This is a genomic window from Allosphingosinicella sp. (assembly GCF_036570505.1).
In the GTDB taxonomy this organism is placed as follows: domain Bacteria; phylum Pseudomonadota; class Alphaproteobacteria; order Sphingomonadales; family Sphingomonadaceae; genus Allosphingosinicella.
In genome coordinates, this window is the sequence record NZ_DATCYB010000063.1 from 1 (window position 1) to 15,476 (window position 15,476).

The following is a 15,476-nucleotide window of genomic DNA, read 5'->3' on the forward strand; positions in this document are numbered from 1 at the left end:
AACGTGCCGCGACCGGCGGCGGCTTCGAACGCACGCCGACGCGCGTCCTCGAAGCCCGCGCCAGCGCCGTCAGCCTCGGCAACCCCGGCCGCGGCGACATCTCGCTGGGCCAACGCGTGTTCCACTCCAAATTCGGCTACGGCACCGTGGCGGAGATCGAAGGCAACAAGCTGGAAATCGACTTCGAGCACGCCGGGCGGAAGCGGGTGCTGGATAGCTTTGTGAGCCACGGATAGCGGCCGCCGGGTCGCATCGGCCACACCCAAGCATCAAACGTTCGCCATCAGCCGCCACCGTGCCGGCCCCTCTTCCCGCGCGCCCCGCTTGGCGTTAACCATATTGCAGGGCGGGCGTGGGACAATCACGAAATGGGGCACAATAAGCTGAGCGCCGCTGGCGCTTTCTTCTCACTCATGCTGATGACGGGCGCGGCGCTGTACCCGGCCGTAGCGGCGCGCCGGACCGATTCGGCGATCGCACAAGCCCCGCTGTCGGCATCCCTGTGCCGCCTCGGCTTCGAATCGATCCCGATGACGGCTCTGCCCAGCGGCCATCACATGGTCAGAGTGACAGTCAACGGCAGGGTGGGCTCCTTCCTGGTCGACACCGGCGCGGGGGTGACCATCGTCCACGCGCCCTACCTGAAGTCCTTCGGGCTGGGCCTGGCCGCGGGCGGCCGCGCCGCCGGGACCTTGACCGGTGTCGTGCAATTCACTCCGGTGGACGTGGCCCGGTTCGCGATCGGCGATACCAGCACGCAACTGAGCCGGATCTACGCGATGGACCTGTCCCACATAGTGAGGGCCATCGCGGCGACCAATCAACAGCCGATCCAGGGCCTTATCGGACAGGACGTGATGCGCGATCAGCAGGCCATCATCGATGTCGAACACTCCGTCCTCTACCTGAAGACCGTGGACGGCCTCGATGCCGACATCGGCCCGTGCGACGAGGACGCGCCCCAGCCCGAAACCGCCGTCGCGCAGGCCGGCAATAGCGGGATTTTGGAGACGCCGCGGACGGGTTCGTGGCGAATGGCCGCCAGAGGTAGGCGCTGAAAGCGGTCGGCGAAGCAGCCGAAGAGCTGAATGACCAGATGGCAGGGACGAGCCGTGGCGGGCGGTCCCTTCCGCTCGGAACTCTTCTGTGTGATTGAACCGAGCCATGCTTGACGAACTGAAGCTGCAAATCAGCGGGCTGCGCGCAGCGATGGCAGCGCTGGAGCCGGATCACGGTCGCCGGGAAGAGCTTGGCAGCCGCGCCCTCGATCATGCCCTCGCTTATCTCGATCAGGTCCCGGAGGCCCCGGCCAACCGATCGTGGACGGAGGTTTTCTCGCGCCGGCTCGATCCTGAATTCGCCGAGGAAGGACGCGATGCGGCCGAGGTGTTCGATTATGTCGCAGCCTGCGTCGATCGGCCCGGCTTCGCCACCACCTCGCCTCGTTTCATGGCTTACATTCCCGGCGGCGGGCTGTTCCACTCGGCGATAGGGGACTTTCTCGCGGCGGTGTCCAATAAATATTCCGGCTTCGCCTCGGCCAGTCCCGGCGCAGTGCGGCTGGAGAATACCACGACGGAGTGGCTGGCGAACGTCATCGGCTACCCTGCAGGGGCAGCCGGCACCCTGACTTCCGGCGGCAGCATTGCCAACCTGACGGCGATCGTCGCCGCGCGCGATGCCAAGGATTCCGAGGGCGGAGGCGCCGTATATTCCACACGGTTCGCTCATCATTGCGTGGACAAAGCCCTACACATTTCAGGCCGGGGAAAAGCCGCCAGGCGAATGATAGCGACAGATGAGCGCCACCGGATGTCGGTCGAGGCGCTTGAAGAGGCTTTAGAGCAGGATCGAGCCGCAGGGATCCGGCCGTGGCTCGTCGTTGCCTCGGCCGGCACGGTGGATACAGGGGCGGTTGATCCGCTCGCTGACATTGCCGGTTTGTGCCGCCACTACGGTGCCTGGCTCCATGTTGATGGCGCCTATGGTGGCTTGTTCGCCCTTTGCGACGAAGGGCGCCACATATTGTCCGGGATCAATCTCGCCGACAGCGTCGCCCTGGATCCGCACAAGACTCTGTTTCTGCCTTATGGGACTGGCGCGGTGCTCGTGCGCGAGGGCCGCCACCTGCTCGATGCCTTCAGCGCGAGTGCCGAATATATCCGCCCGCTTGGAGACTCCGAGGTGGGACCTTCGCCCGCCGACCTGTCGCCGGAGCTTACACGCCACTTTCGGGCGCTGCGCTTATGGCTTCCCCTTCAAATCGCCGGAGTGTCCGCTTTCCGGGCGGCACAGGCCGAAAAGCTGGCGCTTGCACGCTATTTTCATGCCCGCCTGAAGGAGGTCGACGGGTTCGATCCAGGCCCGCCTCCCGACCTGTCTGTCGTCGCCTTCCGATATCGTCCGAAGAGCGGCGAACCCGATCGTTTTAACGAGCGATTGCTTCGGTATGTGCAGGACGAGGGCCGAGTGATGCTGAGCGGCACGCGCATAGACGGCCATTACACGCTTCGATGCGCCATTCTCTCATTTCGCACGCATATCGAAGACGTAGATGAAGCGATCGCCGCTCTTTTGCGCGGCGTCGCTCAGCTTGAGGGCGCATCGGATCGTTGACGCTGGCTCCGGAGCGCGCTCGACGACCTGGCACTCCCTCTCGCGAGGCGCGCAATCGACCCTGTCTGGACGGCGCTCCGTTAGCAAGTCAGGCTTGGCTTTATGCTGCCGTGTTGGGATGCGGCCATGTCTTCGACCTGTTGATGCGGCGTTCCCTATGCCGCTGGCCATGATGCCTTGTCCGCCGATCCGTAGGTCCCAACCAATTGCACGCGCTTTGTAGCGCCGGGTCGTAAGTGGGTTCTCCCCGGATCATCGGTCCCGTCATCGGGCAGCTTGCGTCAGCCAGTCTCCTGCTCGTGCCAACCTCTTGATTTGCGCTCCCTCGTTAGGCGGCGGCCGGCTCGCGATAGCGCTCGCCGCTGGTCATCAGCGCCCAGGCGATCCGGCCGATCTTGTTGGCCAGCGCGATCGCCGCGACACGCGGATGGCGGCGGCTCAGCAGCTTCACCAGCCATGGCCGGCGCGTGCCGTGCCGCTCGGCGTGGCGGATGACCGCCATGGCGCCGACGAACAGCATCCGGCTCAGATAAGTGTCGCCGGCCTTGGTGGTCCCGCCGAGCCGCTCCTTGCCGCCCGACGCCCCGACGAAGCGCATCGTCGGACGGGTGACCGCCTCACAGATCGCCTCGGCATCCGAGGCATCGTGGCGCCCAGCCCATTACCGCATCTTCACATATTGCGGCGGCATCAGCCGCACATCATGGCCAAGCGCGATCAGCTCGCGCGCCCAATAGTTGGCGCTCGCGCAGGTCTCCATGCCGACGAGGCAGCGCGGCAGCCTGGCAAAGAAGCCCAGCAACTTCGCCCGGCACAGCCACCGCCGCAGCACCACCTGCCCCCGCGCATCAATCCCGTGAACCTGAAACACCGACTTCGCCAGATCGACGCCCGATCACCGCAACATCATCCATCGTGTCCTCCTCTCCACACCGACCAGCAAAATTGCCGGCCGGATGGAGCGCCGTCCACGACATCAATTGCGGACACCCGCGCGTTATGAGACGCTTGCGCAAAGGGGATGCGAATATGACGACCGTGACCGTTATCTACCCACGTGGACCCGGCGCGACATTCGACTTCAGCTACTACGAGGAAACCCACCTTCCAATGCTGATACAGCGGTGGGGTGAATCAGGCTTGGAAACAGTCGAGGCACTGCGGGGAGTGGCCGGAGGGGACGGCGGGGAGCCGCCCTTCATGGCTCAAGCGCTGCTCCGATTCAGCTCCATGCAAAGCTTTCAGGCGGCCATAGCAGGAGAGCACGCTGCGGAGATCATGGGCGACATTCCAAACTTCACGAACATACCGCCGGTCGTGCAGGTGAACGAGGTGATTGGGGCTTAGCGAGCAGAAGGCTGCATCGCCCTTGAAATATCTACGGCAGTCGAACGTCTTACTTCCGAAGGCGGCTGCACCGGCGGTGGAAAGCGTCATTGCGCCATCCTGCATTGCTTCGCTCCGCTCGTGTGACGAAGCAATCACGCTTCGCTCGAAAGAACGTTCCTACGCCGCCCTCTTCCCTCATAGACTGGCCGATGTTCGAGTCGCGCGCCTTCGTCGCCTTCGACCTATTCTCTTGCCTCCCCATAGCAGAGGCTAGGAGCGATGGCGCGTCGATCCAGGACCGGACAGGGCCCCTCGCCGCCAAAGCGTCCGCCGGAAAAGCTCGCCATAGTGTAATCTTTGTAATCTTCGCCGCTCTTCCGGCACCCGTTGCGGCCCTGCCCCGCCCCGGCTAAGCGCGCTCAATGGCCGCCCACCCGCATCCCCTCTCCATCCCCAATTTCCGCGCCTATTGGGCCGCGCGGCTGACCGCCACGCTCGCCCAATACGGCATGATCCTGATCATCGGCTGGCAGACCTACAATATCGCGCGCGAGACGATGGGGCCTTCGGCGAGCGCGGCGCAGCTCGGTTTTATCGGGCTGCTTCAGTTCCTGCCGTTGTTCTTCCTGACGCCGGCGGTGGGGTGGGTCGCCGACCATATGAACCGGCGCGACGTCGCCCGCGCCACCGTGGGCCTTCAGTTTCTCTGCACCGCGACCCTTGCCGCCTTCACCTGGTACGACGCGATGACGCTACCGGTGCTGTTCTCGGTAGCGGTGCTGCTCGGCGTCGCCCGCGCCTTCAATGGGCCGGCCCTCTCCGCCCTCGCGCCCAATCTGGTGCCGAAGGAAGTGCTGCCCAACGCCATCGCTCTTTCCTCCATCGCCTGGCAGACGGGGATGATCGTCGGCCCCGCCATCGGCGGTTATGCCTATGCCTGGATGCCGCCCGCGGCCTATATCGCCAGCGCCATCCTGTTAGTCTTCGCCTTCATCGGCCTCTCTTTCATCGGGCCGGTGCCCCGCAGTCCCGTCGACCGAAACCGCCATCCGATCCAGCAGATCGTCGACGGGGCCCATTATGTCTGGCGCAACAAGCTGGTGCTGGGCGCGATCACACTCGATCTCTTCGCGGTGCTGCTCGCCGGCGCGACCGCCCTCCTCCCCATCTACGCCCGCGACATATTGCAGGTCGGCGCCACCGGCCTGTCGCAGCTCGCCGCCGCCCCCGCCGCCGGCGCCGCGCTGACGGCTTTGTTCTTCTCGTTCCGGCCTCTGAAGACCGGCGTCGGCCCGAAGATGTTCGGCGCGGTCGTAGTGTTCGGCGCGGCCACCATCGTCTTCGGCTTCTCCAAATGGATGCCGCTGTCGCTCGTCGCGCTCTTCATCGCCGGCGCGGCGGACATGTTCTCCGTCTATATCCGCCAGTCCCTGATCCAGCTCCACACGCCCGACGACAAGCGCGGCAGGGTTGCGGCCGTGTCGTTGCTCACCATTTCAGCTTCGAACGAGCTGGGAGAAGCGGAGTCGGGATTCCTCGCCGCGCTGATCGGGCCGGTGGCGGCGGTCGTCGCCGGCGGCGCGGGCGCGATCCTCGTCACCCTCCTCTGGGCCCGCTGGTTCCCCGAGATCAGGCGCGCCCGCACATTCGACCCGCCGGACACGATATTCGAGAAGGAGCTTAAGACATGAGAGCAGCGAACATCCTGGAGACGATCGGCAACACGCCGCACATCCGCGTCAACCGCCTGTTCGGATCCGCCGAGGTCTGGATCAAGTCGGAGCGCGCCAATCCCGGCGGATCGATCAAGGACCGCATCGCCCTCTCGATGGTCGAGGATGCCGAGCGCACCGGCAAACTCAAGCCCGGCGGGACCATCGTCGAGCCGACCAGCGGCAATACCGGCATCGGCCTCGCCATGGTCGCGGCGGTCAAGGGCTACAAGCTCATCCTCGTCATGCCCGAGAGCATGAGCCTGGAGCGGCGGCGGCTGATGCTGACCTATGGCGCGACCTTCGATCTGACGCCCAAGGAAGGCGGCATGAAGGCGGCGATCGCCCGCGCCCAGGAGATAGTGGACACCCAGGGCGCCTGGATGCCGCAGCAGTTCGACAATCCCGCCAACGTCGCCGTCCACGCCGCGACGACGGCGCGCGAAATCCTCGCCGACTTCAGCTCCAATCCCATCGACGTCCTCATCACCGGCGTCGGCACCGGCGGCCACATCACCGCCTGCGGCGAGGTGCTGAAGAAGGAATGGCCGGACCTCAAGGTCTTCGCCGTCGAGCCGACGCTTTCCGCCGTCATCTCCGGCGGCCAGCCCGGCCCGCACCCGATCCAGGGCCTCGCCGCCGGCTTCATCCCGACCAACCTCCACACCGACGTGCTCGACGGGGTGATCACCGTCGAGGCCGACGAATCGAAGGAAATGGCCCGCCGCGCCGCGCGCGAGGAAGGCATGCTCGTCGGCATCAGCTCCGGCGCCTGCCTCGCGGCGATCGCGAAGAAGCTGCCCGACCTGCCCGACGGCAGCCGCATCCTCGGCTTCAACTACGACACCGGCGAGCGCTACCTCTCGGTGCCGGACTTCCTGCCGGAATCCTGAGCGCGGAGGCGCGCGGCAATCTCGGCGGCGAGGGCCTGCGCCCTGTCCTCGCGGACATCGACGATGCGCGGCGCGTTCATCGCCGGAGCGCCCGCCGTGTCCACCGCCAGGGTCGCCAGCCCGAGCCGGCGCTGTAGCCAGGAGCGGGAGAGACGCAGCGACTGGACCTTCGCCACCGGCACGATCCAGAGCTGCTGCCGCCACACGCCGCGCCGGACGAACAGCAGATCGCTGAGCAGCCCATACCGGTGAAAGCGTCGCTCCAGCAGCGCGACCGCCACCAGCGGTGGAAGGGCGGCCAGCAGCGCCCAGCCCAACGGAAACAGGATGGCGAGGACCAGGATCGGGACGAGCGGCGGCAGCACCGTCCGCACCAGATGCCGGCTGGACACCCTCGTCAGTTCGGAGGTGTCCGGCACGCGAAAACCGCCCTGCTCCTCCAGAATGCCGGCAACCTCGCTCTGGTTCGCCAACGGCGCAATGGCCTGATGCCCGCCTCCGTCCTTGCCGGCGCTCAGCGTCTGGAAATAGAGCTGGAACCAGCCGAGGAGGCGCCTCAGCGGCCCGGTCTGGAGCCGGGCCAGCTGGACCCGCCGGCGCGGGATCACCGCCTCGGTGCGGGTGAACAGGCCCCGCTCCCGCCGAAACCGCTCTCCCTCCAGCGTCAGCCGAAATCCAAAGTCCCGCGCCAGGGTGCGGGCCACGCCGGTGACGACGCCCAGCAGCAGCGCCAGCAGCAGCACCGCCAGGATAGCGCCTGTGCTGAACCGCCCGGCAATGCGCTGATCGACAAGACCGACCCATCGGCCGGGATCGTAGATGTCGAACGGCAGCCAGTCGTCGAAAGTTTGCAGCAGCGCGAACAGGCCCGCGATCCAGAGCAGCGAGAAGTTGAACAGGCCCGAGACGAACACTCGCCCGACATCCATGGCGAAGACCAGCTGGCTGGGCTCCGCCCTGGGCACCTCTTCGGCCCCGAGGCTCGGAGCCCCCTTGCCCGCCCGGATGATGCCGCGCAGCCGGTCCGCCTCGGCGAGCGTGACGCTGTCGAGCAGCCCTTCGTCCTTGCCCGAACCGCCGGTCTCGATCTTTACCTTGGCGAGGCCAAACAGGCGCTGGAGCGGGCCACGCTCGATATCGACGTCCTGGATGCGCTCGAATGGAATGGAGCGGCGCGTCCGGTGCAGCAGGCCTTTCTCGATGACGATCTCGCCGGGGCCGACCCCGTATCGAAATCGGCTCCAGATTATCCAGTTGACGAAGATCATGACGACCGCAACGCTCGCGGCGAAGCTGAGCACGGTCGCCCAGCCGACATCGGAGAGGTAGGCGAAAGCCGCGGGAAGGCCGAGCAGGGTCGACGGCGCCTCCTTCAGGAAGCGGAGCGGCACGGTCGCCGGATGCACATGCCGGTCGGCGATCGTGCCGCCGTTCACAAGGTGTCCTCGCGGATGCGGGCGCGGACCTCGTCGCGGATGGTCTCCGCGGTCTCGCGGCTGAGGCCCGGAAGCACGACCCGGCTGTGCATCGTACCCGCCGTGTGGAGGACGAGGCGGCTGACGCCGAAATTCCGCTCGATCGGCCCCTGCGACACGTCGATATGCTGGACCCGCGCCAGCGGCACCACCGTCTCGACCCGGGTCCAGACACCGTGCGCGATATGAAGTTCCTCGGCATCGATCCGATAGCCCCAGGCGCGATAGCGGCGCGGGGGCGCGGCCAGCACCGGATAGGCGATCAGAAGCAGCACGGGCAGGCCGATGGCGCCGAACACGAGGTCGGCGACGGCGGTGTGCAGAATGGCTTCCGCGACAAGCGCTACGGCGACGATGAACACGCCGACGATCAACGCATGCACTCGCATCACGCCGAGCTGGCCCCGTTCCAGTGCGATCACGTCCGTCCTCCCCGTCCTGCCGCCTTATTGGGTCGTGACGGCAACGACAAGCGGACCGGAACGGTTGGCCCCGAGCGCCGTTCTCCTTGTCCGATGGACGATCAGCCCCAGATTCTCGACGCCTCGATCTTCGAGCCTCCGCCCGATGCGGTCGAATTCTATTCGAAGAGCCTGGACCTTCTCAATGAATCGGGAGTCCCCTTCCTGCTGTCGGGCACCTATGCCTTGTCCTGCTTCACCGGCATCGTGAGACCGACCAAGGATCTCGACGTCTTCTGCAAGGCCAGCGACGCGCCCCGCATTCTCGCCTTCTTCAAGGCGCGCGGCCATGTGATCGAGGTCGAGGACGAGCGCTGGATCGGCAAGGTCTGGGACGGCCCGCACTTCTTCGACGTCATCTACAACATCTCGACCGCCAGCATCGCCATCACCGACGAGTGGTTCAAGGAGGTTTATGAGGTCGAGGTCTATGGCACGACCGTCCGCATCACCCCGCCCACGGAGTTCATCCTGTCGAAAATGTTTCTCCAGGATCGCTACCGTTATGACGGCGCCGACATCGCCCATGTCATCCTGAAAAAGCCCGACCAGATCGACTGGAAGCGCCTCCTCAACGCGGTCGAGCTCTACTGGGAGGTGCTGCTCATCCACGTCCTCAATTTTCGCTTCATCTATCCGACGGAGCGCAACCTGATCCCGCGATGGCTGTTCGACGAGTTGCTTGACCGGCTGCACGCCCAGGCCGAGCTTCCCGCCGCCAATATCCGCGTCTGCCGAGGACGGCTGCTCTCCCCGCGCGACTATGTGACCGACATCAGCGAATGGGGCTTCGCCGACGTGGTCGGCAAGGGCATCGAGGAGAAGCATGAGCGAAAGACCTGACACCGTCACCATCGCGGCGATCGGCGATCTCCACGTGACCGAAAGCTCCGAGCATCGTTACCGGGACCTGTTCGCCGAAATCGCCGAGAAGGCGGACGTGCTCGCCCTGTGCGGCGACCTCACCAACTTCGGCAAGACGAAGGAAGCCGAGATCCTTGCCGAGGATCTGCACGCCTGCACGATCCCGATCGTCGCCGTCCTCGGCAACCATGATTATGAATGCGGCCAACCCGAGAAGGTCGCCCACATCCTTCACGGCGCGGGCGTCACCATGCTGGGTGAGCAAGCCGTCGAGATAGAGGGGGTCGGGTTCGCCGGCGTGAAGGGCTTCGTCGGAGGCTTCGGCAGGGGCGAGCTCGGCTTCTTCGGCGAGCCCGCGATCAAGGCCTTTGTCGACGCCTCCATCGAGGAGGCGCGAAAGCTGGAGAATGCCCTCAGGTCGCTGCGCACCGAGCGGGTCGTCGCGGTGCTCCATTACGCACCGGTGGTCGATACCGTGGAGGGCGAGCCGCTGGAGATCTTTCCCTTTCTCGGATCATCCCGGCTGGCCGACGCGATCGACCGCTTCGACAATGTGAAGGCGGTCGTTCACGGCCACGCCCATCGCGGCGTTTATCGCGGCACGACGCCCAAGGGCATCCCCGTCTACAATTGTGCCCAGTTCGTGGTTAAGGCGGAGATGGGCCGGGCTTATGCGTTGATCGAAGTCTAGCGTAAAGGGGGGCAGGCGCGGAGGGGAGAAGCGCCCGCCCCCACTCCGACTAGGGTTGCGGCCTCCCGGCGCTCACCGCGATTGCGGCATTGGAGGCAAACCGTTCGCCGCGTTCGAGGGCGGCTACGACCCTGCTGATCTGCGCTTCCGAGCCGGCGATAGCCCCGGCAAAGCAGCGGCGGCCTTCAAGGACCGGCTCCAACTGCCGAACCGCGTCGTTGATGCAAAGACGCTTGGCGGCACCGCGCACACGGCCTCGCAGCATCTCAAGCCCGTCCTCGCTGGCAACATTGAGATCCGAATACCCGACATATTCGAACGGGAGCGCCTCCCCTTCGATGGTGATCGGCGCCTGCGCGTAGGCGGAGACAGGAATGACGACGGCGGTCACGGCCAACGCCATGCCGGCGGCTGCAACATGGATTCTATTCATGACGGCATCTCCCTTGGTAGCGAAACCCCTGTCATGGTCCCGGAAGTCGCAGGCTTTCCGCCAGTTACTTCCAGTGCCACAATTATCATTTACCGGAGGGGGATCGCTCGCGCCCATCCGTTTCGACGGCGCCGTGACTCGGCTCGACCAGCCGACAAGTCGTCGATTATCTTCGACAAGTGACGTTGGAAGGCGGGGAGCGACCTCAGCCGACGGCGGCGGCGGGCGCGGCGGCAACGGCGGCAGGGAGCGTGAAGCACATCATCGTGCCTTCGCCGTCATTGCTGTCGACCCAGATGCGGCCGCCATGGGCCTCGACGATGGTCCGCGACAGGGAGAGGCCGAGACCGAGGCCGCTCTTCTTCGATGTCGTGAAGGGGGAGAAGAGATCGTCGAGAGATTCCGAAATGCCCGGTCCATTGTCAGTGACGCAGATTCTGACCTGCGCGCCGCCGGCGCGCTCGCTGGATATGACGACCCTGGGGTTATCCACCCCCACGGCGGCGTCGCAGGCATTGCGAACGAGGTTGATCACGACCTGCTGGATCTGAACCTTGTCCCCTACCACCATGTCCGCCGCCGGCCCGATCTCCTGGGTCAGCATCAGGCTCGGATATTCATTCGCGACGGCGATCAGGGAAAGCGCGTCGTTGACGATCTCCGACAGCGAAGTTTCCTCATAGGCGCAGCCCTGGTCGGCGACCATCTCCCGGATACGGCGGATGATGTTGGCCGCAAGCAGGATCTGGCGCTCGGCACCCTGCATCGCCGCCGACACGACCTCCGCCTCCTCGGCTTCGATATCCTCGACCAGGCGGCGGCTGCCGACCAGGTAATTCTTGGCGGCGGTCAGAGGCTGGTTGAGCTCGTGCGCCAGGGTGCTGGCCATCGTGTTCATCGCGTCGATACGGGAAAGATGGGCCACCTCAGCCTGCAGCATCTCCAGAAGCTTGGCCGCGGTGACGTCCTGGTCGGTTCCATGCAACCGCATGACCCTGCCTTCGGCGTTTCTTGTCGGCACGGCCACAATCTTGCGATAGGAAACCCGTCCGCTGGGCAGGATCGCACGAAGCTCATATTCCTGCGGTTCCCCTGTCCGGGTGACCTGGTCCAGGGCGCGATCAAGGATCTCCTGACTGGGCTCGTCGAAATAGTCGCGGATCTCGGCCTGGCTCGGCGGCCCGAGATCGGGATCGCGCTCGAACATCATGTAGAGCTCGGGCGACCAGTGAATGGTGCCATCGTGGATGCCATACTCCCAATCCCCGATCTGGGCGATGCGCTGGGCCTCGCTGAGCCTGCTGTTTGCACTCGCTATCGCCAGGCCCGCCTTTTCCCGGCGGTAGAGGCCGCTGATCAGCAACCACGCGAAGCCGATCGTCGCGACGGTGACCAGCCCGGCGACGAGATAGTAGGCGTTCCGCCGCGCGATCAGCGGGGCCAGAATCTCGGCCCGCTCCACGCCGACGGTGACGAAGAGCGGATAGTCCGCGAGACGCCGGTGGCTAAAGTAGCGAACAATTCCGTCAAGTCCGCCGGGCCCCAGATAGGTGCCGTTTGGATGCTGTGCCTGAACCTTCATCACCTGCATGCCGCGCAGGTCCTCGCCGGAGCTCGCCTTGGTGCCGGTGCGCCGCGCGCGGGTGATGCCGTCGAGGCCGATGACCGAGAGCACGTCGGTGGGGCGGACCGCGGCCTCGCTGTAGAAATCAGTGAACCTGTCCGGATTCATCTGGATCGAGACGACGCCCGCGAAACTGCCGTCCGAATGATTGATCCGCCTCGACAGGCCCATCAGCACCCTTCCGCCGACGGTGTAGACCTTCTTCGGCTGGCCGATGTAAAGCCGCCCACTGTCGCGCGGAACATGGATATAGAAGCCGACGCGATCGGCGGAATTCATGTTGACGGGCGGCGGCTTGAATGTCGTGGCGATGATATCGCCCTTCTCGTCGGCGACGCTGACGACATCGAACAGCTCGTTGTTGACGACCGGATCGTCTATCCAGCGCGGATTGGCCGCGGTGCCGCCGATGCTGGCATGCTTGTCGCTGAGATGGAGCGTCGCGACCTTCGCCGCCTCGAGCGTGCGGGTGACATATTGCTCGAAGGCGATCGCCTTGTTCGTATTCTGGCGGATGGCGGATTCGACCGCCTCACGCCGCTCGAACCGGGCCTGTTCCACCACCGCCGCCCATGTCACCGCCACCAGCAGCAGGCTGAACGCGACGATCAGCACGACCGTGCGCTTCAGCGAGCGCGAGCTGAGGACGGGATTCTGGACGCGGTCGTCTGAAAGCGGCATGGGGTGCCGAGACTAAGGCCTTTGTGAAAGGCGGGCAAGCAAGCACGAGAAGGGTCTTTCCGCCCTTATAGTCATGCCCGAATTGGCAAATGCAGTCACCCGGCGCCGGGGCCGAAGAAGGAGACCATGAGCCCCCGCATCGCCTATCCGCCGCTCAACACGCTAAAGCCGGTGACGGATGGGCTCTGGATCGTCGACGGACCGGTCATTCGATTCGGGATGCCCTGGCCGAAAATGCCTTTCCCAACCCGGATGACGGTGATCCGGCTGGAGGGCGGCCTGGTAGTCCATTCGCCTACGGCGCTGACGGCCGATCTCGAAGCGGAGATCGAGCTACTGGGACCGCCGCGCTGGATCGTCGGCCCGAACCGCATCCATTACTGGTGGATCCCGGAGTGGCGGGAAGCTTTTCCCAATGCGGAGGTCTGGCTGGCTCCGCGCATCCGGGAGCAGGCCGGAAGCCGGATCGATTTCGAGACCCGAACCCTGCTCGGCGACGCGAGCTACCCCTGGGATGCGGAGATCGCGACCCTGCCGATCGCCGGCAGCTATATGACCGAGGTGGAATTCTTCCACCGCGCGAGCCGCACGTTGGTCCTCACCGATCTCATCGAGAATTTCGAGCCGGAGAAGCTCCCCCTTCTCGCGCGGTGGCTGACGAAACTGGGCGGCGCCCAACACCCCGACGGGCAGATGCCGCGCGACATGCGTTTGACCTACAAGGACAAGGCGACGCTGAAGGCGGCGGTGGAAACGATGATCGGATGGAATCCGGAGCGGATCATCCTCGCCCATGGCCGCTGGTATGAGCGAGACGGCGCCGCCGAGCTGCGCCGCGCCTTCCGGTGGCTTCTGGACTGAACTCGGCCGAACTCAAAAGGCTTCGGGGGAGAGCGCCATAAGGCTTCCCGCCCCCGCCTCGATCTTGCGCCGCTCGGCGCCCGCGTTGGGCAGGATGCGCTCGGCGTAGAAGCGGGCGGTGACGAGCTTGGCCTTGTGGAAATCGGCATCCTCCGCGCCGTCGGCGAGGGCAGTGGCACTGGCGCGGGCCATGCGGAGCCACATGAGGCCGAGCGTCACGTAGCCCATCAGGTTCATGTAACTGTAGGATGCGGCGCCTGCATTGTCGGGATTGGCCATGCCGTTCTGCATAAGCCACATCGTTGCGGTCTGGAGATCGCCCACGGCCTTCTCCAGCGTGGTGGTGAGGGCCGAAATGGCGTCGTCGCCCTTCACTTCGGCAATCTCTTGCGCCAACAACGTGAAATAGGCCTGGATGGCGCGGCCGCCATTCTGCGCGAGCTTGCGGCCGACGAGGTCCAGCGCTTGGACCCCATTTGCCCCCTCATAGATCATATTGATCCGCGCATCTCGAACGAACTGCTCCATGCCCCATTCGCGGATATATCCGTGGCCGCCATAGACCTGCTGCGAATTGACGGCGACCTCGAAGCCCTTGTCAGTGAGGAAGCCCTTGATGACGGGGGTGATTAGCGAGATGAGGTCGTTGGCCGCCTCCCGCTCCTCCTCGGTCTGCGCCTTGCGGGCGAGATCGACCTGGAGCGATCCCCAGAGGATGAGCGCGCGCGCCGCCTCGTTATAGGCCTTGCCCTCCATCAGCATGCGTCGGACGTCGGGATGGACGAAGAGCGGATCGGCCTTCTCTTCCGGCTCTTTGGCGCCGGTTAGGGCACGGCCCTGGCGGCGGTCCTTGGCATATTGGACGGCGTTCTGACGGGCGACCTCACCCTGGGCCAAGCCCTGGAGCCCGACGCCGAGGCGCGCGGCATTCATCATGATGAACATCGCGGCCAAGCCCTTCTCCGCCTCGCCGACAAGCCACCCCGTGGCGCCGTCATAGTTGAGCACGCAGGTCGAGTTGCCGTGGATGCCCATCTTCTCCTCGATCGAACCGCAGGAGACTCCGTTCCGCTCGCCGGGCATGCCGTCCTCATTCAACAGGAACTTCGGCACGAGGAAGAGCGAGATGCCTTTCACATTGTCCGGCGCGCCCGTGCGCTTGGCGAGAACGAGGTGAATGATGTTGTCGGTAAGGTCATGCTCGCCGGACGAGATGAAGATCTTGGTGCCGGTGACCCTGTAGCTGCCGTCGCCCAGTTCCTCCGCCTTGGTGCGCAGCAGGCCGAGATCGGTGCCGCAATGCGGCTCGGTGAGGTTCATCGTGCCCCCCCACTCGCCCGAGACGAGCTTCGGCAGATAGGCCTGCTTCTGCTCGTCCGACCCCTTGATCAGCAGGGCGGCGACGACGCCCTGGGTCAATCCGTTGTACATCTCGAACGACTGGTTGGCGGAGACGAGATATTCGGTGAGCGCGGTGGCGATGACATGGGGAAGCCCCTGACCCCCATATTCGATCGGCGCCGCGATCGTCGGCCAACCCGCTTCGCAGAACTGCGCATAGGCGTCTTTGAAGCCCGGCGGCGTGGTTACGGAGCCGTCGTCGTGGCGCACGCAGCCATGCTCGTCGCCGACCTGGTTGAGCGGCTGGAGCACTTCTTCGGCAAAGCGCGCGCCCTCGGTCAGGATCGCCTCGATCATGTCAGGCGTGGCGTTTTCGAATCCCGGAAGGTTGGAATAGCGCTCCAGGTTCAGCAGGTGGTCGAAGATATAGCGGGTTTCACGAACCGGGGCGGTGTAGCTCGGCATTCAAGGGCTCCTGGTGAAGCAATGAAATAA

At 65.1% G+C, this 15,476-nt stretch carries 14 protein-coding genes and 1 pseudogene; 9 read left to right on the plus strand and 6 right to left on the minus strand.

Features of this window, described 5'->3' with window-relative positions; all coding sequences use genetic code 11:
• The 3 genes from VIR62_RS07720 to VIR62_RS07730 all read left to right on the plus strand — a co-directional run.
• A partial coding sequence (locus tag VIR62_RS07720) for a hypothetical protein (RefSeq protein ID WP_431870132.1) occupies positions 1-236 on the plus strand: 236 nt, incomplete at its 5' end.
• A gap of 132 nt (positions 237-368) precedes the next feature.
• Positions 369-1,058: an aspartyl protease family protein gene (locus VIR62_RS07725; protein WP_431870134.1), complete on the plus strand. Its 690-nt coding sequence runs from the start codon at positions 369-371 to the stop codon at positions 1,056-1,058.
• A gap of 106 nt (positions 1,059-1,164) precedes the next feature.
• Positions 1,165-2,616, plus strand: a complete 1,452-nt coding sequence (locus VIR62_RS07730) for a pyridoxal phosphate-dependent decarboxylase family protein (protein WP_431870135.1) — start codon at positions 1,165-1,167, stop codon at positions 2,614-2,616.
• A 328-nt stretch (positions 2,617-2,944) separates the two neighbouring features.
• Here VIR62_RS07730 and VIR62_RS07735 read toward each other — a convergent pair.
• Positions 2,945-3,499: pseudogene (locus VIR62_RS07735) on the minus strand (hypothetical protein).
• A gap of 146 nt (positions 3,500-3,645) precedes the next feature.
• On the opposite strand from VIR62_RS07735, the gene VIR62_RS07740 reads away from it, so the two are divergent.
• The 3 genes from VIR62_RS07740 to cysK all read left to right on the plus strand — a co-directional run bounded on the left by VIR62_RS07740 (position 3,646) and on the right by cysK (position 6,550).
• A complete protein-coding gene (locus tag VIR62_RS07740; RefSeq protein WP_431870137.1) occupies positions 3,646-3,963 on the plus strand; it encodes an EthD family reductase in 318 nt (105 codons plus the stop codon).
• 404 nt (positions 3,964-4,367) lie between these two features.
• Complete coding sequence (locus VIR62_RS07745) at positions 4,368-5,636, plus strand: MFS transporter (protein ID WP_431870139.1); 1,269 nt, start codon at positions 4,368-4,370, stop codon at positions 5,634-5,636.
• Positions 5,633-6,550: a cysteine synthase A gene (gene cysK, locus VIR62_RS07750; protein ID WP_431870141.1), complete on the plus strand. Its 918-nt coding sequence runs from the start codon at positions 5,633-5,635 to the stop codon at positions 6,548-6,550. Before VIR62_RS07745 ends, cysK begins: the two co-directional genes overlap by 4 nt.
• On the opposite strand, the gene VIR62_RS07755 is transcribed toward cysK, so the two are convergent.
• Positions 6,514-7,986 (minus strand): PH domain-containing protein, encoded by a 1,473-nt coding sequence (locus tag VIR62_RS07755; protein WP_431870142.1) that lies wholly within the window; start codon positions 7,984-7,986, stop codon positions 6,514-6,516. The genes cysK and VIR62_RS07755 overlap by 37 nt on opposite strands.
• On the minus strand, positions 7,983-8,447 hold the full coding sequence (locus tag VIR62_RS07760; protein ID WP_431870144.1) for a PH domain-containing protein: 465 nt from the start codon (positions 8,445-8,447) through the stop codon (positions 7,983-7,985). Before VIR62_RS07760 ends, VIR62_RS07755 begins: the two co-directional genes overlap by 4 nt.
• A 93-nt stretch (positions 8,448-8,540) precedes the next feature.
• Here VIR62_RS07760 and VIR62_RS07765 point away from each other — a divergent pair, with 93 nt between their 5' ends.
• Both VIR62_RS07765 and VIR62_RS07770 read left to right on the plus strand, forming a co-directional pair.
• Positions 8,541-9,329, plus strand: coding sequence for a hypothetical protein (locus VIR62_RS07765; RefSeq protein ID WP_431870146.1), 789 nt, complete (start codon positions 8,541-8,543; stop codon positions 9,327-9,329).
• Entirely contained in the window at positions 9,313-10,041 is a 729-nt protein-coding gene (locus tag VIR62_RS07770; RefSeq protein ID WP_431870148.1) for a metallophosphoesterase family protein, read from the plus strand. Before VIR62_RS07765 ends, VIR62_RS07770 begins: the two co-directional genes overlap by 17 nt.
• 49 nt (positions 10,042-10,090) lie before the next feature.
• Here the strand turns inward: VIR62_RS07770 and VIR62_RS07775 are convergent, their stop codons facing one another.
• Together VIR62_RS07775 and VIR62_RS07780 are read right to left on the minus strand one after the other, a co-directional pair.
• Positions 10,091-10,432 (minus strand): UrcA family protein, encoded by a 342-nt coding sequence (locus VIR62_RS07775; protein WP_431870150.1) that lies wholly within the window; start codon positions 10,430-10,432, stop codon positions 10,091-10,093.
• Between the two features lie 247 nt (positions 10,433-10,679).
• Positions 10,680-12,779 (minus strand): ATP-binding protein, encoded by a 2,100-nt coding sequence (locus VIR62_RS07780; protein WP_431870152.1) that lies wholly within the window; start codon positions 12,777-12,779, stop codon positions 10,680-10,682.
• 126 nt (positions 12,780-12,905) lie between these two features.
• Between VIR62_RS07780 and VIR62_RS07785 the strand changes: the two genes are divergently transcribed.
• Positions 12,906-13,640, plus strand: a complete 735-nt coding sequence (locus VIR62_RS07785; RefSeq protein WP_431870154.1) for a DUF4336 domain-containing protein — start codon at positions 12,906-12,908, stop codon at positions 13,638-13,640.
• Positions 13,641-13,652: 12 nt separating this feature from the next.
• Here the strand turns inward: VIR62_RS07785 and VIR62_RS07790 are convergent, their stop codons facing one another.
• Positions 13,653-15,446 carry an acyl-CoA dehydrogenase C-terminal domain-containing protein gene (locus tag VIR62_RS07790; protein WP_431870156.1) on the minus strand — a complete coding sequence of 598 codons (1,794 nt, stop codon included), beginning with the start codon at positions 15,444-15,446 and terminating at the stop codon, positions 13,653-13,655.
• Positions 15,447-15,476 lie beyond the last annotated feature (30 nt).

What these genes read in the sequence shown, in the direction of transcription:
- VIR62_RS07725 (WP_431870134.1), top strand. Translation starts at nt 369, where the DNA reads ATGGGGCACAATAAGCTGAGCGCCGCTGGCGCTTTCTTCTCACTCATG.
- VIR62_RS07730 (WP_431870135.1), top strand. Translation starts at nt 1,165, where the DNA reads ATGCTTGACGAACTGAAGCTGCAAATCAGCGGGCTGCGCGCAGCGATG.
- VIR62_RS07740 (WP_431870137.1), top strand. Translation starts at nt 3,646, where the DNA reads ATGACGACCGTGACCGTTATCTACCCACGTGGACCCGGCGCGACATTC.
- VIR62_RS07745 (WP_431870139.1), top strand. Translation starts at nt 4,368, where the DNA reads ATGGCCGCCCACCCGCATCCCCTCTCCATCCCCAATTTCCGCGCCTAT.
- cysK (WP_431870141.1), top strand. Translation starts at nt 5,633, where the DNA reads ATGAGAGCAGCGAACATCCTGGAGACGATCGGCAACACGCCGCACATC.
- VIR62_RS07765 (WP_431870146.1), top strand. Translation starts at nt 8,541, where the DNA reads ATGGACGATCAGCCCCAGATTCTCGACGCCTCGATCTTCGAGCCTCCG.
- VIR62_RS07770 (WP_431870148.1), top strand. Translation starts at nt 9,313, where the DNA reads ATGAGCGAAAGACCTGACACCGTCACCATCGCGGCGATCGGCGATCTC.
- VIR62_RS07780 (WP_431870152.1), bottom strand. Translation starts at nt 12,779, where the DNA reads ATGCCGCTTTCAGACGACCGCGTCCAGAATCCCGTCCTCAGCTCGCGC.
- VIR62_RS07785 (WP_431870154.1), top strand. Translation starts at nt 12,906, where the DNA reads ATGAGCCCCCGCATCGCCTATCCGCCGCTCAACACGCTAAAGCCGGTG.
- VIR62_RS07790 (WP_431870156.1), bottom strand. Translation starts at nt 15,446, where the DNA reads ATGCCGAGCTACACCGCCCCGGTTCGTGAAACCCGCTATATCTTCGAC.